Genomic DNA, 20,859 nt, shown 5'->3' with positions numbered 1-20,859 from the left:
CGATACCGTTTCGCCGCCTGAACCGATTATATCGCCGCTTCCGCAGACCCTTCGCCTGGAGAGCTGATTTTTCGTCAATTCTTTACTTTACAGGCCTCTTTCCCTGCCGCATGCATGCATTAGCTAAGCGCGTGCAATCGCGCATCGAAGCCGTCTAGGAGGGATTATGGCCAAACAGAAAGTCGCAATGCTGACCGCCGGAGGCCTCGCCCCCTGTCTGTCATCAGCCGTCGGCGGCCTCATCGAACGCTATAGCGATGTCGCTCCCGATATCGAGCTGATCGCCTACAAATCCGGCTATCAGGGCGTACTCCTCGGCGACAGCATCAAGATCACCAAGGACATGCGCGAGAAGGCGCCGCTGCTCCACCGCTATGGCGGCTCGCCAATCGGCAACAGCCGCGTCAAGCTCACCAACGCTGCCGACTGCGTCAAGCGCGGCCTGGTCAAGGAAGGCGAAAATCCGCTGCGCGTCGCGGCCGAACGGCTCGCTGCTGACGGCATCACCATCCTTCACACCATCGGCGGCGACGACACCAATACGACGGCAGCCGATCTCGCTGCCTATCTCGCAGCCAACAACTATAACCTGACCGTCGTCGGCCTGCCGAAAACCGTCGATAACGACGTCGTGCCGATCCGCCAGTCGCTTGGCGCATGGACGGCTGCCGAAGTCGGCGCGCATTTCTTCGACAATGTCAGCAACGAGCAGAGTGCGGCACCGCGCACCCTCGTCATCCACGAGGTCATGGGCCGCCACTGCGGCTGGCTGACGGCCGCGACCGCCGATGCCTATCTGCGCCGCACGAAGCACAATGAATATGTCGACGGCATGGTGATGAATGCCGGCATGAAGAGCATCGACGCCGTCTACCTGCCCGAGATGGCCTTCGACCTGCAGGCCGAAGCCGCCCGTCTCAAGGAGGTCATGGACCGCACCGGCCACGCCACCGTCTTCGTCTCGGAAGGCGCCTGCCTCGATGCCATCGTCGCCGAGCGCGAAGCCGCCGGCGAGACCATCAAGCGTGACGCTTTCGGCCATGTGAAGATCGATACGATCAATGTCGGCGGCTGGTTCCAGAAGCAGTTTGCGAGCCTTTTGAATGCCGAGCGCTCGCTCGTTCAGAAGTCCGGCTATTTCGCCCGCTCGGCCCCTGCCAACGGCGACGACCTGCGCCTGATTCAAAGCATGACCGATCTTGCGGTCGAAAGCGCGCTGAACAGGATCTCCGGTGTTACCGGTCACGACGAGGACCAGAACGGCAAGCTGCGCACCATCGAATTCCCCCGCATCAAGGGCGGCAAGGCCTTCGACACCTCGACCAAGTGGTTCGCCGAACTGATGAATAAGATCGGCCAAAAATACCGCGCCGCATGATTGACGCAGGGTTGATATGGTGTCTTTGCTTGTTTCCTGGGGAATAGGAGGAGATTCCATGTCGCTCGAAGCCTGGCTCGCTTTCGCCGCTGCTTCCGCCATTATGCTGGCCATTCCGGGGCCGACGATCCTGCTCGTCGTCTCCTATGCGCTCGGCCATGGCCGCAAGACGGCATTGGCGACCGTATCGGGCGTGGCGCTCGGCGATTTCACTGCCATGACCGCCTCTCTCTTCGGTCTCGGCGCCCTGCTCGCGGCGTCCGCGACTCTCTTTACCGTTTTGAAATGGGTGGGCGGCGCCTATCTGATCTGGCTCGGCATCAAGCTCTGGCGCGCCCCGATCATCCCCGGCCCCGTCGCCGACAACGACAATCTGCCGGAAGAAAAGTCGCTGAAGATCTTTCTTCACGCCTATGTGGTGACTGCTCTCAATCCGAAGAGCATCGTCTTCTTCGTCGCCTTCGTCCCGCAGTTCCTCAACCCTGCCGCTCCCTTCTTCGAGCAGATGCTGATCATGGAACTCACCTTCCTGGTGCTGGCCACGATCAACGCCTCCAGCTATGCCCTGCTTGCCCACGCCGCCCGCGGCCTGATCCGCAAGGCAAGTGTCCAACGCGCCGTCAACCGTACCGGCGGAACGCTGCTGATTGCTGCCGGCGCTGTGACCGCTGGCTACCGCCGCATCGCGGCCTGAACGCAATCGCAATTTTCAGCGGGTTGCGACGCCCAGTCGAATAGGTTAATGGGAAAAATCAGTGCTTAGCTTCTCAGTAACTTTTTAAACGCTGCCTGGGCGGCGCGATTCCCGAAAGTGACAGAATGGTAGCGAACGGATTTTCCGGCCTGAAACGCAGTCTGGTCGTTTCGACGATGCTCTGCGGGATCATGACCGGATGCTCGACCGTCGAGTACACCTCCCAGGCTGAGTTGAGCGCGGTGCAGACCGTCGTTCCGACGCCGAAGCCGGGTGAAGACGCGATGATGATGGCCGCCGTTCCGGCTGCCGACGGCTCCGCTCCGCAGACCCCGATGGCATTCGCCTCCGCCAATCCACAGGCAACGCCTGCCCTTTCGGCGCAGGCAGCCGTCCTGCCGATGGCCGTTTCCCCTGCCGATGCAGCGTTCCAGCCCGTGGTCGGCGCCAGCGTTGCGACCGAAATTCCGCTGACGCCAGAGATGACCGCGATGCAGTCGGTGATTCCGACGCCGCGTCCGGCAACCCCGGCCTCGCCGTCGACGCAGCTTGCCTTCGCGGCAACGACGCCGCAGAACGGCGCGCTTGCAGCGCTCGCCGTTCAGGCCAGCGCGCCGCGCTCGATGTCGGACTTCTCCTTCGACGAATCGGCCCCGATGGATCCGCCGACGGCACCGCCAATGTTCAGCGACAACGATGCCGACGATGCGCCGACCGCAGAAAAGGGCTTCGTCAGCAAGCTGATCGCCAAATACGCCAAGCTCTACGAGATGCCGGAATCGCTGCTGCATCGCGTCGTTCACCGCGAAAGCCGCTACAACCCGCGCGCCTACAACAAGCGCGGCTATTTCGGCCTGATGCAGATCAAGTACAACACGGCGAAATCGATGGGCTACGACGGCCAGCCGTCCGGTCTGCTCGATGCCGAGACCAACATCAAATATGCCGCGAAATATCTGCGCGGCGCCTGGCTCGTTTCCGACAACAAGGAAGACGATGCGGTCCGTCTCTATGCGCGCGGCTATTACTACGATGCCAAGCGCAAGGGCATGGACGACGTTGCCCAGGGCAACTACTGAACCTCACCCTCTGTGAACCGAATGGTCAGGGCGCCGACAGCGCCCCGACGATCTGTTTGACCAGCACCTGCGGCTTGTAGCCGAGCCGGCTCGGCGTCAGCCCCATGCGGACGACGACGAGACCGGCGGATGGCACGATTGCCACGCTCTGCCCGTCATGCCCCTCCAGCCAGAACGTATCGCCGGGAAGCCCCGCAGCCGCACTCAGATCGCCGCCGGGGGCCGCAAGCCAGGCCTGCGCCTGCGTATATTTCCCGCCCGACGACTGCGTCGGCGTCCGCATTGTCGCCACGAACCCTTCCGGCAACAGCCGCTGGCCGTTCCAGACGCCATCCTGGATCAGGAACTGCCCGAAGCGCGCCCAGTCGCGCGCCGTCGCGTAGAGATAGGAGCTTCCGGCGAAGGTGCCGCGCGCATCGACCTCCAGCACGGCGCTGGACATGCCGAGCGGCCCGAACAGAGCATCGCGCGGGTAGTCGAATGCACTCTGCGGATCGCCGAGCCTGTCCATCCAGATGCGGGAGAGAAGCACCGCCGTGCCGCTCGAATAGCGGAAGCGCTGACCGGGCTTGTCCACCAGCGGCGCATTCACCGGCAGGGTCACCATATCGGGGTCGAGATAGAGCATGCGCGTCACATCGGCGACGGCGCCGTAATCCTCGTTGAACGCCAACCCGCTTTCCATGCCGAGCAGATCGGCAAGCGTGATCGCCGCCCGCCCATCGCCATGCCAGGCGGCAAACAGCTTGGCGTCGTCGAAATTGAGCTTGCCCGAAAGCATCACCCGGCCGACCAGCGCCGCATTGACGGTCTTGGTCATCGACCAGCCAAGCAGCGGCGTGCGTGCATCAAAGCCGTCGCCATAGCGCTCCGCGACGATCCGGCCGTTGTGGACGACGACGATCGCCCGCATCTCCGGCCCAGCCAGCGCCTCGTCGGCAAGCAGCGGCGCAAGCTTGCCGTTATTGGCGGCAGCGACCCGCTCGCCCTCGGGCCACAGGTCGTCGCTTGGCGGCGGCACAGCGAGATCCTCCTCGGGCGCGGCATTCATCGCGGCGTTGAAGTCACCATCGGGAACGCTGGTGCAGCCGAACGCACCGCGGTAGAGCGCATGGCCCGGCGCAAACAGGCCGAGGATGCGGGCCGATACCCTTCCCTCCTCTCGGTTGACGGATACGCGGATCAACCGCAGCAGCGGATTACCGGGTGCCTGAACGTCCTCGGCAAGAACGGTATCCGGATCGCGCCCGGCCATGAACACATTCGAGCAGACGATCTTTGCCGCATAGCCATCGCCGACACGCAGCAGTTCCGGCGGACGAACATAGAGCCACAGCGCCCCGCCGATGACCGCGACGATCACCAGCACGAGAAGCGCCTTCAGGATACGCAGAACTACTCGCATGTTTCTTCCTCCACAGGTGGAGAGAAGCAGCAAACGCCACCATAGAAAAGGGCACAAAAGCGAGAGCGCCGTTTCATCCACGCTATTGCCCGCAAAACGCCGCCCACAGCCCGCGTCATCAAACTGTAGCAGCGCCGCGTTAAACGCCCTGAACGCTAAAAACGGTGATGGAATCAGATGACCGAATTTGCACCGGATGCCGGCTTCCGCAAGAACCGGAAACTCAAGGACGCACTTCTCCGCCACAAGGCATTCTCCAAGGAAGGCTTCTCGGAGCGGCTTTTTGGCTTGCTTTTCTCCGGCCTTGTCTATCCGCAGATCTGGGAAGATCCCGATCTCGACATGCAGGCGATGGAGCTGCAGCCGCATCACCGTATCGTCACCATCGGCTCCGGCGGCTGCAATATGCTCGCCTACCTTTCCAAGGCGCCGGCCTCGATCGACGTCGTCGATCTGAACCCGCATCACATCGCCCTGAACCGTCTGAAGCTTGCGGCCTTTAAGCATCTGCCCGGTCATGCCGATCTCGTTCGCTTTCTCGCCATGCCGAACGAAGCATCGAACAGCAGCGCCTTCGACCGTTACCTCTCTCCGGTTCTCGATGATGCAACGCGCAGCTACTGGAACGGCCGCAAGTTTGGCCGCCGCCGGGTCACCGTTTTCGACCGCAACATCTATGAAACCGGCCTGCTCGGCCGCTTCATCGGCGCCGCCCATCTGCTGGCCCGCCTGCACGGCGTCGATCTGAAGCAGATGACGAAGACGCAGTCGCTGGAAGAGCAGCGCGCCTTCTTCGACCAACGGGTCGCTCCCCTCTTCGAAAAGCCCGTCGTGCGCTGGATCACCGGCCGCAAGAGCTCGCTCTTCGGTCTCGGCATCCCGCCGCAGCAATATGACGAGCTGGCAAGCCTGGCTGCCGATCACTCGATCGCCCCGGTTCTGCGTCACCGCCTCGAGAAGCTCGCCTGTCATTTCCCGATGCGCGACAATTACTTCGCCTGGCAGGCCTTCGCACGCCGCTACGCCGCCGGCGACGAAGGTCCGCTGCCGACCTATCTGAAGCCGGAGCACCATGAAGTGATCCGCGCCAATGTCGACCGCGTCACGGTTCACCATGCGAACTTCACCGAGCTGCTGGCCGGCGAGCCTGCCGCCTCGCGCGACCGCTATATCCTGCTCGATGCACAGGATTGGATGACCGACGAGCAGCTGAACGGTCTCTGGGCCGAGATCAGCCGCACCGCCCGCCCAGACGCCCGCGTCATCTTCCGCACGGCTGCGGAGAAGAGCATCATCGAGGGACGTCTGTCGCCGGCGATCAGCGATCAGTGGAACTACTTCGAAGACAGGTCGCGTGACATGACGGCACTCGATCGCTCGGCGATCTACGGCGGCTTCCACATCTACGGGAAGAAGGCGTGACAGAGATCCGCACGCTTCCGGACGATCGCTCCGAGGCGCATGCCGGCCTGATGGACGGCATGTACCGCTACCAGCGTCATATCTACGATCTGACGCGCAAATATTACCTGCTCGGCCGCGACAAGACGATCCGCGGCCTCGACGTGCCCAAGGGTGGCACGCTGCTGGAAGTCGGCTGCGGCACCGGCCGCAATCTGGCGCTCGCCCACAAGCGCTTTCCGGATGCCCGGCTCTACGGCCTCGACATCTCGCAGGAGATGCTTATCTCCGCCCGCAAGACTTTCGCGACGAAGGCCACCCTGCCCGATTTCCGCGTTGCCGACGCCACCGCCTTCACCCCGCGCGAATTCGGGGTCGCCGGTTTCGATCGCATCCTGATCTCCTACGCCCTGTCGATGATCCCCGATTGGGAACGCGCCATCGACGCAGCGATCGCCGCACTCAATCCCGGCGGCCAGCTGCATATCGTCGATTTCGGCCAGCAGGAGGGTCTTCCCGGCTGGTTCAGAGCCCTGCTCCAGGGATGGCTGACAAAATTCCACGTCACGCCGCGCGTCAATCTGCGTGAGGTTCTGGAAGCCCAAGCCCATGAAAACGGTGCAGGATTGGCTTTCGAGACGATCGGCGGCGGCTATGCCTGGCAGGCCGTCATATCCGCCAGGCGCGCATAATTCGCTTGAAACTAACCGATTTTTTACGTTGATATGGTGAAAAGAGGATTATTCCTCGGCTGCATTCGTCTTCGAAGGTCATGCTGTGGGGCAAGTAGATCATTCGTTACATGACGGGATAACCATGCGCAGACTGTTGTTTTGCGTTTTGCCGCTGGCTCTTATGCTCGCCGGTTGCAGCTCCACGGGCTATGACTATCTCGAAACAGCTTCGATAAAGAAGAGCCGTTTCCAGGACACCGATCCGCAGGATTTCGGCGCAAAGACCCCGCATCAGAACGATATCCACGGCATCGACATCTCCAAGTGGCAGGGCGATATCGACTGGCAGACGGTGAAATCCTCCGGCGTGTCCTTCGCCTTCATCAAGGCGACCGAGGGCAAGGGCCGCGTCGATCCGCGCTTCAGCGAATACTGGCAGCGCGCCCGCGCCGTCGGCATTCCACATGCGCCCTATCACTTCTACTATTTCTGTTCCTCCGCAGACGAACAGGCCGACTGGTTCATCCAGAATGTGCCGAAGGAGGCGATGCGCCTGCCGCCGGTTCTCGATGTCGAATGGAACGGCGAATCCAAGACCTGCCGCCTTCGCCCGGATCCGGCAACAGTGCGCTCCGAGATGAAGCGGTTCATGGACCGGCTGGAAGCCTATTACGGCAAGCGGCCGATCATCTACACCTCCGTCGATTTCCATCGCGAGAATCTGCAGGGCTATTTCCAGGACTACCATTTCTGGGTCCGTTCCACCGCAAAACACCCCGAAGTCACCTATGCCGACCGCCGCTGGGCCTTCTGGCAATACACCTCGACGGGCGTCATTCCGGGCATCCAGGGGCCGACCGACATCAATGTGTTCGCAGGCAATCAGAAGAACTGGAACAATTGGGTCGCTGCGGTTTCCAAGGATAGAAATTCTTAGTAACGTCCACCGAACTTTCTTGCTTCCGTCACATTCATCTGTGAAAGCGGCGGACATATTTCGGATATAAGGACGAACCCATGCACCGCTCGCTCGCAAGCCGCTCTGCACTTGCTCTTCTGTTTGCCGTCACCTCAGCAACCACGGTATTTGCGCAGCAGGCGGCAGCCCCTGCCCCGGCGGCTCCCGCCACTCCGCAGGCGCCGGCTGTTGCCTGCGACGGTGACCTCTCGCAGTTCCTGGCAGGCGTGAAGGCCGATGCGATTGCAGCCGGCGCCACCGCCGAGGCCGCCGACCAGGCGCTTGCAGGCGCCGAGATCGACCCCAAGGTTCTGAGCCGCGACCGCGCGCAGGGCGTCTTCAAGCAGACCTTCCTCGAATTCTCGCAGCGCACCGTCAGCCAGGCGCGCCTCGACATCGGCCGCCAGAAGATGAAGCAATATGCCGACGTCTTCGCCAAGGCCGAGCAGGATTACGGCGTTCCCGCCGGCGTCATCACCGCCTTCTGGGCGATGGAAACCGACTTCGGCGCCGTACAGGGCGATTTCAACACCCGCAACGCGCTGGTGACGCTCGCCCATGATTGCCGCCGCCCCGAACTCTTCCGTCCGCAGCTGATCGCGCTGATCGAGATGGTCCAGCACGGCGACCTCGACCCGGCCACCAACACCGGCGCATGGGCCGGCGAAATCGGCCAGGTTCAGATGCTGCCACGCGACATCATCGCCTATGGCATGGACGGCGATGGCGACGGCCACGTCCGCCTGAAGCAGAGCGGCCCCGACGCCATCCTGACCGCCGCCAAATTCATCCAGCATCTCGGCTTCGAGCGTGGCCAGCCCTGGCTGCAGGAAGTCACCCTTCCCGATAACCTTCCGTGGGAAAAGTCGGGTCTCGGCGGCACGATGAAGGCGGGCGACTGGTTTGCGCTCGGCGTCAAGCCGCGCGATGGCAACACGAACTTCGGCGAGCTCGAAGGCGATCTCGTTTTGCCGCAGGGCCGCCTCGGACCGGCATTCATCGCGTATCCGAACTTCAAGATCTATCTCGAGTGGAATAAGTCCTTCATCTACACGACGTCGGCAGCCTATTTCGGTACCCGCCTCTCCGGCGCCCAGCCCTACCAGAAGGGCACGCCGGAACAGGGCCTTGCCAACGACGAGATGAAGCAGCTGCAGACCAAGCTGCAGTCGCTCGGCCACGATGTCGGCGAGATCGACGGTATCCTGGGATCCGGCACCCGCGTTGCCATCCAGAAGGAACAGCAGCGCCTCGGCATGCCGGCCGACGGCTGGGCGACCCCGAGCCTCCTCGGCGCGCTCTGAGTCGCCAGAACCGGCCGTTCACAAGCAATCCGATCGCGTCCGTCCATCAGGCTGGGCGCGATTTTCGTTTAAGCTCAGGATTTAAGCAGCTTCCGGCGAAGCCTTCATATGAGCACAGGCCTTAACGCCCAGTCGCCGACTTTAACGCGCCGTTAAAATGTGTGAATAAAATTTCACTTCGCTTTTTCAAATGATTTCAATGCCGTGATCACTGCGCACAGCAGTTATCCACTGGCTGTTGCTGCATTGCAACATTGATTTCGCTTTTCAGCCGACACATTTCGGACATAGTATCGGCCCGTTAAAGCAAGGAGGCAGACATGGGTATCACACGATCCTTGAATGTCCTGTTGGTCAGTGCAGCGTTCGCGTTCGTCTTGTCTATGCTCTTCATCTGAGCAGCAAACGGACCCTATGACTGGAATACCGGACTCCTGAGTAACTAACAGTTCAGCCAATTAGAAAAGCGCATGTCCCGCCTGACATGCGCTTTTTTATTGCGTTCGAAGAGCTGCCTGATCAGGCAGCAGCACCCGCTGCCGTAGCCTTCGTCTCGCCGCGGCGCAGGCCGAGATTGGTGAGCACGGCCGAGACCAGCGGCGAACGGTTCATCGTATAGAGATGGAATTCGTGGAGCCCGCGGGCCACCAGATCCTCGATCTGTTCGGCTGCGACATCCGCCGCCACCTTGGCGCGCTCTTCCGGCTTGTCATCGAGACCCGCGAAGCGCTCGTCGAGGAAAGCGGGGATGACGGTACCGCAGGCGCCGGCAAAGCGCTTCAGCTGCGTCAGATTGAGGATCGGCATGATGCCGGGCACGATCGGGATCGTGACGCCCGCCGCCCGCACCTTCTCCAGGTAGCGCTCGAAATTGTCGTTGTCGAAGAAGAACTGCGTCAGCGCACGGTTGGCGCCATTATCGGCCTTGCGCTTCAGCATGTCGATATCGGCGGTCACATCCTTGCTCTCCGGATGCTTCTCCGGATAGGCCGACACGGAAATCTCGAAATCGCCGATCTCGCGCAGCCCCGCCACCAGCTCGGATGCATTGGCATAGCCGCCCGGATGTGGCTGGTACGGCGCACCGGCACCGCCGGGCGCGTCACCGCGCAGCGCCACGAAATGCTTCACGCCCGCCTTGCGGAAATTGTCGATCACCTGATGCGTTTCTTCCTTCGTCGCTCCGACGCAGGTGAGATGCGAAGCGGTCGCAAGCGGCGTCTCGTTCAGAAACCGCGTGACGGCCGTCAGCGTCGGTGCCTTGGTCGTGCCGCCCGCACCATAGGTGACGGAAACGAAATCCGGATTCCAGTCCTGTAGTTCACTGACGGCTTTCCAGAGCTGACCTTCCATCTCTTCCGACTTGGGCGGGAAGAATTCGAAGGAAATGCCGATATCGCGGCGGCCACTAGTGTTCAAAGTCATAAATCAAACCTCCGCTGCCAATATTGTTCCGGCGCCTTCGGATGCCATCAGGCGCCGCGGGTCGCGGGCGAGCCAGATGGTGACCGTGAGGCCCTGCTCGCCGGCCTGACCCGGATGAAGATCGACGGCCTGCTCGACATCGAGCCCCGCCTTGCGCAGCCAGTCGGACATCGACTGGTGCGAGAAACCGAGACGAACATGGGCATGCTCGTCCCTGAGATATTCGAGCCCGTGCGGGGCCAGATCGATGACCAGCAGCCGCCCGCCGGGCGCCAGCATGCGCGCCGCCTCATTGATAGCGATCTCGGGCTGATCGAAGAAATGCAGCACCTGATGGATGGTCACTAGGTCGAAATCCTGCCCGTCGAACGGCAGGTTCAGGATATCGGCATGGCGCACCGACGCCTTGTTGATCCCTGACTTGTCGAGATTGGAGCGCGCCACGCTCAGCATGTCGCGGCTGGCATCGACGCCGATCGCCCGGCGGTACAGCCCTGATAACAGCTGCAGGATACGGCCGGTCCCGGTGCCGAGATCGAGAAGCGAATAGACCGGCTGGCTGCCGAGAAGCTTGATGACCGCCGCATCGACCTCTTCGTCGGCGGCATGCAGGCGGCGCAGCTCATCCCACTCAGCTGCATTGCGGCTGAAATAGGCCTGCGCCCGCTCGGCGCGCTGGCGCTTGACCGACGACAGGCGCTCGCCGTCGCGCTGGACGACCGGGTCGTTCTCCGAGGAATGCTGCAGGAGCACGCGCACCAGCGCCGCTGCCTTGCCCTCCTGCTTCAGCCGGAAATAGGCCCAGGCGCCCTCCTGGTAGCGATCGATGAGATCGGCTTCGCCAAGCAGCTTCAGGTGACGGGAAATGCGGGGTTGGGACTGGCCAAGAATTTCGGTAAGATCGGTGACAGTCAGGTCTCCGGCCGCCAGGAGCGCCAGCAATCGCAGACGGGTCGGCTCGCCAGCCGCCTTCAGGACGTCCACGATCGCATCCAATCCAAGCTTTACCGGTTCAGCCATATTCCGCCCAATCAAGATATAAAGATATCTTTATGTGATTTGCGTAGCGGTAGCAAGCTTCAATTCCGATAATCGCGAAATTCATTGGCCAGATCACGACGCCGCAGACATGCAAAAGCCCCGGCCATGACCGGGGCTTTCAAAAGGCGTAAAAACAGATATCAGCGCGTCAGGCGCTTGTAGGCCTGGCTGCCCGGGTTGAGGGCGTCGGGGCCGAGGCGGCGGACCTTGTCCTGCTCGTAGTCTTCGAAGTTGCCTTCGAACCACTCGACATGGCCGTCACCTTCAAAGGCGAGGATATGCGTCGCCAGACGGTCGAGGAACATGCGATCGTGGCTGATGATGATGGCGCAGCCGGCGAAGTTTTCGAGCGCCGTTTCCAGCGCGCCCAGCGTTTCCGTATCGAGGTCGTTGGTCGGTTCGTCGAGCAGCAGCACGTTGCCGCCGGCCTTCAGCATCTTGGCGAGGTGAACGCGGTTGCGCTGACCACCCGAGAGATTGCCGACCTTCTGCTGCTGATCGCCGCCCTTGAAGTTGAAGGCGCCGCAATAGGCTCTGGAGTTCATGTCGAACTTGCCGAGCTTGATGACTTCGGCACCGCCCGAAATTTCTTCCCAGACCGTCTTGTTGCCATCCAGCGCATCGCGGCTCTGGTCGACATAGCCGAGATGCACGGTGTCGCCGATGCGCACTGAACCGGCATCTGGTGTTTCCTGGCCGGTGATCATCTTGAACAGCGTTGTCTTGCCGGCGCCGTTCGGGCCGATGATACCGACGATGCCGCCCGGCGGCAGCTTGATCGACAGGTCGTTGATCAGCGTGCGGCCCTCGAAGCCCTTGGTGATGCCTTCCATCTCGATGACGACATTGCCGAGACGCTCGGAGACCGGGATGATGATCTGCGCGTCGCCGGGACGGATGCCTTCGGCGGCATCGACCAGCTGTTCGTAGGCCTTGATACGGGCCTTCGACTTCGCCTGGCGCGCCTTCGGGCTGGAAGCGATCCACTCCTGTTCGCGCGACAGCGCCTTCTGGCGGCCGGCTTCTTCGCGGTTTTCCTGCAGCATGCGCTTGGCCTTGGCCGTCAGGTAGGCAGAGTAGTTGCCTTCGTACGGAATGCCGCGGCCGCGGTCGAGCTCGAGGATCCAGCCCGTAACGTTGTCGAGGAAGTAGCGGTCGTGGGTGATCATCATCACGGCGCCCGGATAATCGCGCAGGTGCTTTTCAAGCCAGGCGATGGTTTCGGCGTCGAGGTGGTTGGTCGGTTCGTCGAGCAGCAGCAGGTCCGGCTGCGACAAGAGCAGGCGGCAGAGTGCGATACGGCGGCGTTCACCGCCCGAGAGAATGGTGACGTCGGAGTCCTTCGGCGGGCAGCGCAGCGCTTCCATCGCCATTTCGACCTGCTGTTCCAGATCCCAGAGGTTCTGGCTGTCGATGATATCCTGCAGCTTGGCGCCCTCATCCGCCGTCTCGTCGGAATAGTTCATCATCAGCTCGTTGTAACGGTCGATGATCGCCGTCTTGTCGGCAACGCCCATCATGACGTTCTCGAAGGCGGTCTTTGTCGGATCGAGATGCGGCTCCTGCTCAAGGTAGCCAACGGTCGCGCCGTCGGCGAGCCAGGCTTCGCCTGTGTATTCCTTGTCCTGACCGGCGATGATGCGCAGCACCGTCGACTTACCGGCGCCGTTCGGGCCAAGAATACCGATCTTGGCATCCGGGTAGAACGACAGGTTGACGTTCTCGAGAATTTTCTTGGCGCCGTAAGACTTGTTGAGTCCCGACATGTGATAAATGAACTGACGTGCCATCTTTAAACTGCTCCGCGCGCAAACGTGTAAATCCGTGGCCGCTATGTAGGCGAAACCCGGCTCCCGGGCAACGCCGAAACCGGCCTCTCTTGCGCTTTGCAGCAGTCTTTGCGTCAGAAACCGGCCGCGTCGACCACACCTTGGTCGCATCCGAAGGAGGTTCGTCCCGCCCCCTGGATCAGCGTTCCGATATTATCGGCAGAGCCTGGCGCCACCGCATCCTCAGACAAGCCGATCGTCAGCTCGCTGATAACCCGCACACCGCCTGCCCGGCGGCAGCTCATCTTCACCCGGTCGGAAGCGCCAGCGCCAAAACTCTTGTCGAAGGCCGCCTTGATCTGATCGGCGCTGACAGACTTGCCGACATTGGCGGCAAACAGCTCGCGCACCGCCGATGCATTGAGATCGCCGATCAGCCGCACGGCCGTGCCGAAATAGGCGTCGGCCGAGAGTTTCGTGCAGGTGCCGTGCTTGGTCCACTCGTGACGCTCGAGCGCCGATTGCGTGCCGGGCATCGCTTTTGCCAGCGCCGCGGCATTCTCCGGCGTCAGCTTGACCTCAGGCAACGACCGCCAGTCGCCATCCTTGTCCGCCGCCTGCTCCTCCTTCGAGACGCCGCAATAATTCTGCCGCATCGGCCAGAGACCATGGAGGGTAAAATTGGTCGCGTCGAAGCGATCCCGCGTCTGGCTGGCGCATTCCGGCTTCTTCTGGTTCGTCTGGCAAAAGGCCGGTTGCCAGCTTGCAGCGAGAATGAAACGCGTGCGCCCCTGCCCTTCCTGTGCGAAAGCCGAAGCCGCCAACAGGCCTGACAAAGCCACGATTGCCGCATGCATAAAGAACCTGCTCATCTCCATCCCCTAGATAGAACAATACAAGAACAAGTAAGCACGAAGCGCAACGTTCCGCAACCCTGAATCGCAGCATTTTCCCCTGCAGATCGCCGCAGGCCCGCTTGCATTTGACGGCCGATCTGATCTTCTGCGCGCCGGGAGGATCGGATGTTTTCGCAAACACAATGGCTTAACGTGGCAGGCGCCTCGCTCGCCTTTCACAGCGAGACGGCCGCAGGCGCGCCACGCGGTATCCTCGTCGTCTGCCACGGCCTAGCCGAGCATTCGAAACGCTATCAGCGCTTTGCGGAGGCTATGGCGGCGCGTGGCTATCATGTCTTTGTGCACGATCATCGCGGCCACGGCGAGACCAAGGCGCCGGATGCGCCGATCGGGCAGTTCGCGAGGCGCGACGGTGTATCCCGCGTCATCGATGACGTCGCCGCCATGCGCGATCATGCAGCGAGCCTGCACCCGGGGCTCCCCGTTATCCTCTTCGGCCATTCGATGGGCGGGCTGATCGCGTTCAACGCCGCGCTGACCTATCCGGAGAAATTCGATGCGGTTGCCGTCTGGAATTCGAATTTCGCCGTTGGCCTCTCCGGCCGCGCCGCGCAAGTGATCCTGCGCGCCGAAAAGGCGCTGAAGGGCTCGGATGTACCAAGCGGCATGCTGCCGCGATTGACCTTCGCCGCCTGGGGCAAGTCCATTCCCGACCACACGACGGAATTCGACTGGCTGTCGCGCGATCCGGCCGAGGTCACGAAATATATCGCCGACCCGCTCTGCGGCTTCGATGCCTCGGTATCGATGTGGCTCGATGTCTTCGAGCTTACCTTCCGGGCAACGGAAAAGGAGCAACTCGACCGTCTTCCGAAAGATCGTCCGATCCATCTTGTCGGCGGCGGGCAGGATCCGGCAACGGAGCGCGGAAAAGCCGTTCTATGGCTCTCAAACCATTTGAAACGGCAGGGCTTCTCCCGTATCACCACTGAAATATATCAGGACTTCAGGCACGAGACCTTGAACGAGACCGGCGCAGCAGATGCGATCTCCGCCTTCGCCGATTGGTGCGAAGGCGCGGTCATGCGGTCCTGACGGGAACATTCCACATGGCAGGCGCGGCAATGAAGACGAACACCTCCTCCGAAGTTACCATGGGCCTGGCGCTCATGCTTCTGTCGGTGCTGTTTTCACCGCTGATCGACATCTTCGCCAAGCTGGCGATCGCCACCGTCCCCTCGGCCGAGATTACCGCCGCGCGTTTCGCCGTCCAGGCGCTCTGCATGCTGCCTGTCGTCATCTGGCGCAAGAACCTCGCCGACCTGTCGTGGAAGCAGACCTTCTATCACGCGATCCGCGGGATCATCATGACCATCTCGATGATCTCCTTCGTCGCCACGCTGAAATACATGTCGGTAGCCGATGCCATCGCCATCTTCTTTGTCGAGCCGATCATCCTGACGATCCTCAGCAGCATTTTCCTCGGCGAAGCCATCGGCTGGCGGCGCTACACAGCCTGCGGCGTCGGCTTCTTCGGCGCCATCCTGATCATCCAGCCGAGCTTCCAGGAAGTCGGCTTCGTGGCGCTGCTTCCCGTCGTCAGCGCCGTCTGCATCGCCATTTCGGCGATGATGAACCGGGCCCTGGCGCAGCGCGAAGACCCTTGGGTCATGCAGTTCCAGATGGGGCTTTGGGGCCTGCTGTTCTGCGCCATCATCCTCTATATCGGCGAAGGCAGCGGCTCCGACGTCTTCGATCCGGTCATGCCCTCCACTATCGCCTTCGGCTACCTCGCAGGCGTCGGCGTCATGGCAGCGATCGCCGGCATTCTCGGCGTCTACGCCTATCGCGCCGCTCCGGCATCGACGCTGGCGCCGCTGCAATATTTCGAAATCGTCTCGGCGACGATCTTCGCCTGGCTGGTCTTCGGCGACTTCCCGGATGCGATCAAATGGCTCGGCATCCTGATCATCATCGCTTCGGGCCTCTACATCATCTGGCGCGAGCGGCGCTTTGCATCCAAGCCGGTATCCGATACATCTGAGGCAACACGGGCGCCGTAATCCGCCCGCGGGAGGAACATGACGGTCAGCAGCAAAAAGCCGCCGCTTGCGGGCATCAGGGTCATCGAACTGGCCCGCGTGCTTGCCGGTCCCTGGGCCGGGCAGATGCTGGCCGATCTCGGAGCCGACGTCATCAAGGTCGAAAACCCCGATGGCGGCGACGATACGAGGCAATGGGGGCCGCCCTTCGTCGAGGGCGCCGACGGCGAAAATCTTTCCGCCGCCTATTACCATTCCACCAACCGCAACAAGCGCTCGATCACCGCCGACCTCAAGACAGAGGAAGGCCAGGCGCTGGTCCGCCGCCTGGCTGCAACAGCCGATGTGCTGATCGAGAACTTCAAGCTCGGCGGCCTCGTCAAATACGGTCTCGATTACGAGAGCCTGCGCCAGATCAATCCCAAACTCGTCTATTGCTCGATCACCGGCTTCGGCCAGACCGGCCCCTATGCCAATCTCGCCGGCTACGATTACATCGTCCAGGGCATGTCGGGCTTCATGTCCGTCACCGGTGAACCTGATGGCCAGCCGATGAAGGCCGGCGTTGCCATCGCCGATATCTTCACCGGCATCTATGCAGTCTCGGCCATCGAGGCGGCACTGATCCACGCGCTGAAGTCAGGCGAAGGCCAGCTGGTCGATATGGCGCTGCTCGACGTGCAGTCCGCCATTCTTGCCAACCAGAACATGAACTATCTGGTCTCCGGCAAAGCGCCGGTGCGGCTCGGCAACGCGCATCCGAACATCTCGCCCTACGAAGTCATTCCGGCCGCCGATGGCTATCTCATTCTCGCCGTCGGCAATGACGGACAGTTCCGCCGCCTCTGCACCATCCTCGGCCTCGATGGTATCGGCGAGGACGAGCGTTTCGCCACCAACAAGGCGCGCGTCGCCAACCGCGACGAGGTTCGCCGCCTGGTTTCCGGCAAGACATTGAACTGGCAGAAGGCCGATCTCCTGAAGGCCTGCGAGGACAATGCCGTGCCGGCCGGCGCCATCAATACGATCGAGGAGATGTTCGCCGATCCGCAGGTCATTGCCCGCGGCCTGCGGCTCGATCTTGCCGATGGCGCAGGAACGATGATCCCGACGGTTCGAACCCCTGTGGTTCTCTCGGAAACACCGCTACGCTACGAAAGACCGAGCCCGCGCCTCGGCGAGCACCAGGAGGAGGTGCTCGCCGAACTCGAAGCGCTGGAACTTAAGGCACAAGGGAGGGAACAGGCATCATGAGAAAAACCGGCGGAGAATTGATCGTCGAAGCGTTAAAGGCAAATGGCGTCACCCGCCTTTCCTGCGTTCCCGGCGAAAGCTTCCTCGCGGTCCTCGATGCCCTTCACGACAGCGATATCGAAGTCGTCGTCTGCCGCCAGGAAGGTGGTGCTGCGATGATGGCCGATTGCTGGGGCCGCCTGACCGGCGAGCCCGGCATCTGCATGGTCACCCGCGGCCCCGGCGCCACCAATGCCTCGGCCGGCCTCCACATCGCCCGCCAGGATTCGATCCCGATGATCCTGTTCATTGGCCAGGTCCAGCGCGATGCCCGCGAGCGCGAAGCCTTCCAGGAGGTCGAGTTCCGCAGGGCGCTGACGGAATATGCCAAATGGGTCGGCGAGATCGACGATGCCGCACGCATCCCGGAATTCGTCACCCGCGCCTTTTCCATCGCCACATCCGGACGCCCCGGCCCCGTCGTCCTGTCACTGCCGGAAGACATGTTGCGTGACGAGGTCGAGGCACCCCGCGCCAAGCCCTATGTCCGCGTGGCCGCCTATCCCGGCCGCCGTCAGGTCGATGATTTCTACATGCGCCTGCTGAAGGCCGAGCGTCCTCTGGTAATCCTCGGCGGCACCCGCTGGGATGCCGATGCGGTCGCCGATGTCCGCGCCTTCGCCGAGCGCTTCCAGCTGCCGGTCGGCTGCTCCTTCCGCCGCCAGATGCTGTTCGATCATCTGCATCCGAGCTACGCCGGCGATGTCGGCATCGGCATCAATCCTGCTCTGGCGCAAGAGATCAAGGAAAGCGATCTGCTGATCCTGCTCGGCAGCCGCATGTCGGAAATGCCGTCGTCGGGCTATACGCTGATCGATATCCCCTATCCCCAGCAGCAGCTCGTCCATATCTATCCCGATGCATCCGAGCTCGGCCGCATCTATCGCCCGGATCTCGCCATCTGCGCGTCGCCGCAGGATTTCGTCGATGCACTGGCCGATCTCGAAGCGCCGGGCGAACCGCGCTGGGCAGAGCGTACCGAGCGCATGCACCAGGCCTATCTCACATGGTCGAAGCCGCCGCAAACCGGCCCCGGCCCGGTGCAGATGGGGCCGATCATGGACTGGATCGAAGGCAATACCCGCGCCGATGCGATCTTCACCAATGGCGCCGGAAACTACGCCACCTGGCTGCACCGTTTCCACCGCTTCCGGCAGTTCAACACTCAGGCGGCCCCGACCTCAGGCTCAATGGGCTACGGCCTGCCCGCCGCCGTTGCCGCCAAACAGCTCTTTCCGGAGCGCGAAGTGATCTGCTTTGCCGGAGACGGCTGCTTCATGATGCACGGCCAGGAATTCGCCACCGCCGTCCGCTACAACCTGCCGATAATCGTGCTTGTCATCAACAACGGCATCTACGGCACGATCCGCATGCATCAGGAGCGGGAATATCCGGGACGCGTCAGCGGCACCGATCTCACCAACCCTGACTTCGCCGCCCTTGCCCGCGCCTATGGCGGCCACGGCGAAACCGTCGAAACGACGGCGGAATTCGTGCCCGCCTTCGAGCGCGCCCGTGCCAGCCGCAAGCCGGCGATCATCGAGATCAAGCTCGATCCTGAGGCCATTACCCCGGCACGCACGCTGACGCAGATCAGGACGAAGAGCTGAGGGCTCCAAACAAAAAGCCGGTGAGCGAACCCACCGGCTTCCCGTTTCGGTAATTCCGGAAAATCAGTCGATCGCAGCCGTGACGATGAACTCGACCTTGTATTTCGGTGCAGCAAGCTTGGCTTCGCTGGTGGCGCGGGCCGGTGTGTTGGCCGGATCGACCCAGGCTTCCCAGGCAGCGTTCATTTCGGCGAAGTCCGCAATGTCGGAGAGGTAGATCAGCGTCTGCAGGATCTTCGACTTGCTGGAGCCGGCAGCCGCCAGCAGGCGGTCGACTTCGGCAAGAGCAGCCTTGCACTGATCTGTAACGCTCTCGCCTTCGGCAACCTGGCCGGCGAGGTAAACGGTGTTGCCGTGGACGACGGCGCCGCTCATGCGGGGACCGGGGCCGATGCGCTTGATGCTCATGGTTTTCTCCTGAGTTTCTTATGGAATGAAGGGCGCGGACAAAACCGCGCCGCAGGGTCAGCCGCGAATATGATGGGTCTTCTGATAGATCGCGGTGGAACGGGCGCCGGAGCGGCAGTAGCCGAGCATCGGGCGCGGGAATTCGTCAAGCGCGTCGACCATGCCGGTCACGGCCTCTTCGGTGACGCCCATGGTGCCGACAGGCACATGCGCGATCTCCAGGCCAAGCTCCTTGGCGCGCGCCGCGATCACGGAAAACGGCGTCTGGTCGGGGCTTTCCTGGTCCGGGCGATGGCAGACGATCGACTTGAAACCCAGAGCCTTGATCTGGTCGAGATCCTCGACCGCAATCTGGCCGGATACCGAATAGTCGTCGTCGATCTGGCGGATGTCCATCACGCGTACCTCCTGAAAATGAACGGCAGAAGCTCTACGATGCGCGACCGCGAGCGTCAACAATTGTTAGCTCATACAAAGGCGAAGGTCAGCGCATAGCTGCGGCTTTCGCCGGGCTTCAGCATGTTGAATTCGCCCGCCGCCTCCAGCTCGCTGCGCAGCACCCAGCGATGCGAGACCGGCTCGATGCCGAGAATATGCGCCGGTGCATTCTGGTTGCGCCAGACCTGCAGGTGCGGCAGCGTATCGGAGCGCATGCGCACCCTCAGGGTCTTGCCATGCACGGCCTTCATCGGCCCGAGGCGTACTTCGGCAAAGCCACCTTCGGTCGCCGGTGCCTCGACGCAGAACAACCCGCCGAGTTCGTCGCCGAAGGTCCAGGGGAAACCGCCGTCTTCCAGCATCTTGCCTTCGAGCCGGGTGCCCTCGTCGAACCATTTGCCGCCGACATTCATGTGGTACATCAGGAAGGTCGGGACGGTCTGATCGCTGGTATTGATGACCTTGTCCTCGAGCGAGACCTCGCCTGTTTGGCCACTGATCTTCCAAAGGCGCTCGATGCGCTGCGGCAGTCCCTCGACAGTGACGAGGTCGATATCGGCGCGGCATTCGGCATTGCCGTTTTCGAACTTGGTCCACAGCACCTTCGCCTTGTGGCCGGAAACCGAGCCATGCAGCGGATAGATCGCGCCGTCGGTACGGCCCGGGATCGGCTCGCGGTGACGGATATGGTCGGGGCCGCAGGTAAACAGGAAGCCTTCGAGCGAATGGTCTATACGCGGGTCGCCGTCATCCGGAATGGCGCGCTTCGGCGAAATATCGACGCCATCAACGACGCAGGCGCCGATATCCATCACCGACGTTTCGTCCAGCATCAGGCGCGGCCCCTTGGCGGCTGCAAACTCGATCATTTCAATCCCTCCCCCTGTCTCAAAACTGCCGTAGCGTTAGGGGCAGCGCAAGGTTTCGTCAATCACGTCGCGCGTGATTGCCCGCGACCGGCGATCCGCTGAGGAACCACCGTGGCAAACCAAACGTTTAGCTTCACGCAAGTGATCACGGATATTTTCATAATTTGTTCAGTACGAATTCATAAATTCCACACTAGCGTCAAAATTCGCGGGT

Annotated in this window: 19 protein-coding genes; 11 read left to right on the top strand and 8 right to left on the bottom strand. The window is 62.0% G+C overall.

What is annotated here, in order from left to right:
- The first annotated feature begins 166 nt into the window (after positions 1-166).
- The 3 genes from J2X43_RS13405 to J2X43_RS13395 all read left to right on the top strand — a co-directional run bounded on the left by J2X43_RS13405 (position 167) and on the right by J2X43_RS13395 (position 3,151).
- Complete coding sequence (locus tag J2X43_RS13405; RefSeq protein WP_310294597.1) at positions 167-1,378, top strand: pyrophosphate--fructose-6-phosphate 1-phosphotransferase; 1,212 nt, start codon at positions 167-169, stop codon at positions 1,376-1,378.
- A gap of 58 nt (positions 1,379-1,436) precedes the next feature.
- Positions 1,437-2,072 (top strand): LysE family translocator, encoded by a 636-nt coding sequence (locus J2X43_RS13400; RefSeq protein WP_112386971.1) that lies wholly within the window; start codon positions 1,437-1,439, stop codon positions 2,070-2,072.
- Between the two features lie 125 nt (positions 2,073-2,197).
- The gene (locus J2X43_RS13395) at positions 2,198-3,151 is read left to right on the top strand and encodes a lytic transglycosylase domain-containing protein (RefSeq protein WP_310294596.1); all 954 of its coding nucleotides are present in this window, start codon (positions 2,198-2,200) and stop codon (positions 3,149-3,151) included.
- A gap of 25 nt (positions 3,152-3,176) precedes the next feature.
- Here J2X43_RS13395 and J2X43_RS13390 read toward each other — a convergent pair whose 3' ends face one another.
- Positions 3,177-4,556 (bottom strand): serine hydrolase, encoded by a 1,380-nt coding sequence (locus tag J2X43_RS13390; protein WP_310294594.1) that lies wholly within the window; start codon positions 4,554-4,556, stop codon positions 3,177-3,179.
- A gap of 177 nt (positions 4,557-4,733) precedes the next feature.
- Between J2X43_RS13390 and J2X43_RS13385 the strand changes: the two genes are divergently transcribed.
- The 4 genes from J2X43_RS13385 to J2X43_RS13370 all read left to right on the top strand — a co-directional run bounded on the left by J2X43_RS13385 (position 4,734) and on the right by J2X43_RS13370 (position 8,893).
- Positions 4,734-5,978 carry a DUF3419 family protein gene (locus J2X43_RS13385; RefSeq protein ID WP_310294592.1) on the top strand — a complete coding sequence of 415 codons (1,245 nt, stop codon included), beginning with the start codon at positions 4,734-4,736 and terminating at the stop codon, positions 5,976-5,978.
- A 50-nt stretch (positions 5,979-6,028) separates the two neighbouring features.
- Positions 6,029-6,649: a class I SAM-dependent methyltransferase gene (locus J2X43_RS13380; RefSeq protein WP_310294922.1), complete on the top strand. Its 621-nt coding sequence runs from the start codon at positions 6,029-6,031 to the stop codon at positions 6,647-6,649.
- 124 nt (positions 6,650-6,773) lie between these two features.
- Entirely contained in the window at positions 6,774-7,568 is a 795-nt protein-coding gene (locus J2X43_RS13375) for a GH25 family lysozyme (RefSeq protein WP_310294590.1), read from the top strand.
- An 80-nt stretch (positions 7,569-7,648) separates the two neighbouring features.
- Positions 7,649-8,893, top strand: a complete 1,245-nt coding sequence (locus J2X43_RS13370) for a lytic murein transglycosylase (RefSeq protein ID WP_310294588.1) — start codon at positions 7,649-7,651, stop codon at positions 8,891-8,893.
- A 519-nt stretch (positions 8,894-9,412) separates the two neighbouring features.
- On the opposite strand, the gene metF is transcribed toward J2X43_RS13370, so the two are convergent.
- The 4 genes from metF to J2X43_RS13350 all read right to left on the bottom strand — a co-directional run bounded on the left by metF (position 9,413) and on the right by J2X43_RS13350 (position 14,000).
- Positions 9,413-10,318 carry a methylenetetrahydrofolate reductase [NAD(P)H] gene (metF, locus tag J2X43_RS13365; protein ID WP_310294586.1) on the bottom strand — a complete coding sequence of 302 codons (906 nt, stop codon included), beginning with the start codon at positions 10,316-10,318 and terminating at the stop codon, positions 9,413-9,415.
- A 3-nt stretch (positions 10,319-10,321) separates the two neighbouring features.
- Complete coding sequence (locus tag J2X43_RS13360; RefSeq protein WP_112386963.1) at positions 10,322-11,338, bottom strand: metalloregulator ArsR/SmtB family transcription factor; 1,017 nt, start codon at positions 11,336-11,338, stop codon at positions 10,322-10,324.
- Positions 11,339-11,499: 161 nt separating this feature from the next.
- On the bottom strand, positions 11,500-13,149 hold the full coding sequence (ettA, locus tag J2X43_RS13355) for an energy-dependent translational throttle protein EttA (RefSeq protein ID WP_112537763.1): 1,650 nt from the start codon (positions 13,147-13,149) through the stop codon (positions 11,500-11,502).
- Positions 13,150-13,262: 113 nt separating this feature from the next.
- Positions 13,263-14,000: a ribonuclease T2 family protein gene (locus tag J2X43_RS13350; protein ID WP_310294583.1), complete on the bottom strand. Its 738-nt coding sequence runs from the start codon at positions 13,998-14,000 to the stop codon at positions 13,263-13,265.
- Positions 14,001-14,150: 150 nt separating this feature from the next.
- Between J2X43_RS13350 and J2X43_RS13345 the strand changes: the two genes are divergently transcribed.
- From J2X43_RS13345 to J2X43_RS13330, 4 genes are read left to right on the top strand one after another with little or no spacing between them, the layout of a single operon-like run.
- Positions 14,151-15,080 (top strand): alpha/beta hydrolase, encoded by a 930-nt coding sequence (locus J2X43_RS13345; RefSeq protein WP_310294581.1) that lies wholly within the window; start codon positions 14,151-14,153, stop codon positions 15,078-15,080.
- A gap of 29 nt (positions 15,081-15,109) precedes the next feature.
- Positions 15,110-16,048 (top strand): DMT family transporter, encoded by a 939-nt coding sequence (locus J2X43_RS13340; RefSeq protein ID WP_310294580.1) that lies wholly within the window; start codon positions 15,110-15,112, stop codon positions 16,046-16,048.
- Between the two features lie 18 nt (positions 16,049-16,066).
- Positions 16,067-17,281 carry a CaiB/BaiF CoA-transferase family protein gene (locus J2X43_RS13335; protein WP_310294578.1) on the top strand — a complete coding sequence of 405 codons (1,215 nt, stop codon included), beginning with the start codon at positions 16,067-16,069 and terminating at the stop codon, positions 17,279-17,281.
- Positions 17,278-18,930, top strand: a complete 1,653-nt coding sequence (locus tag J2X43_RS13330; protein WP_310294576.1) for a thiamine pyrophosphate-binding protein — start codon at positions 17,278-17,280, stop codon at positions 18,928-18,930. Before J2X43_RS13335 ends, J2X43_RS13330 begins: the two co-directional genes overlap by 4 nt.
- A 63-nt stretch (positions 18,931-18,993) precedes the next feature.
- On the opposite strand, the gene J2X43_RS13325 is transcribed toward J2X43_RS13330, so the two are convergent.
- From J2X43_RS13325 to J2X43_RS13315, 3 genes are all read right to left on the bottom strand, one after another.
- Complete coding sequence (locus J2X43_RS13325; protein WP_112386956.1) at positions 18,994-19,338, bottom strand: RidA family protein; 345 nt, start codon at positions 19,336-19,338, stop codon at positions 18,994-18,996.
- Positions 19,339-19,395: 57 nt separating this feature from the next.
- Positions 19,396-19,734: a TIGR01244 family sulfur transferase gene (locus J2X43_RS13320; RefSeq protein ID WP_112386955.1), complete on the bottom strand. Its 339-nt coding sequence runs from the start codon at positions 19,732-19,734 to the stop codon at positions 19,396-19,398.
- Positions 19,735-19,805: 71 nt separating this feature from the next.
- Positions 19,806-20,645, bottom strand: a complete 840-nt coding sequence (locus J2X43_RS13315) for a DUF4432 family protein (RefSeq protein ID WP_310294574.1) — start codon at positions 20,643-20,645, stop codon at positions 19,806-19,808.
- Positions 20,646-20,859 lie beyond the last annotated feature (214 nt).

Source organism: Rhizobium sp. BE258, assembly GCF_031457345.1.
Taxonomy (GTDB): domain Bacteria; phylum Pseudomonadota; class Alphaproteobacteria; order Rhizobiales; family Rhizobiaceae; genus Rhizobium.
Note: the sequence above shows the minus strand (reverse complement) of the source record. Positions and strands in the feature narration are given on the sequence as shown.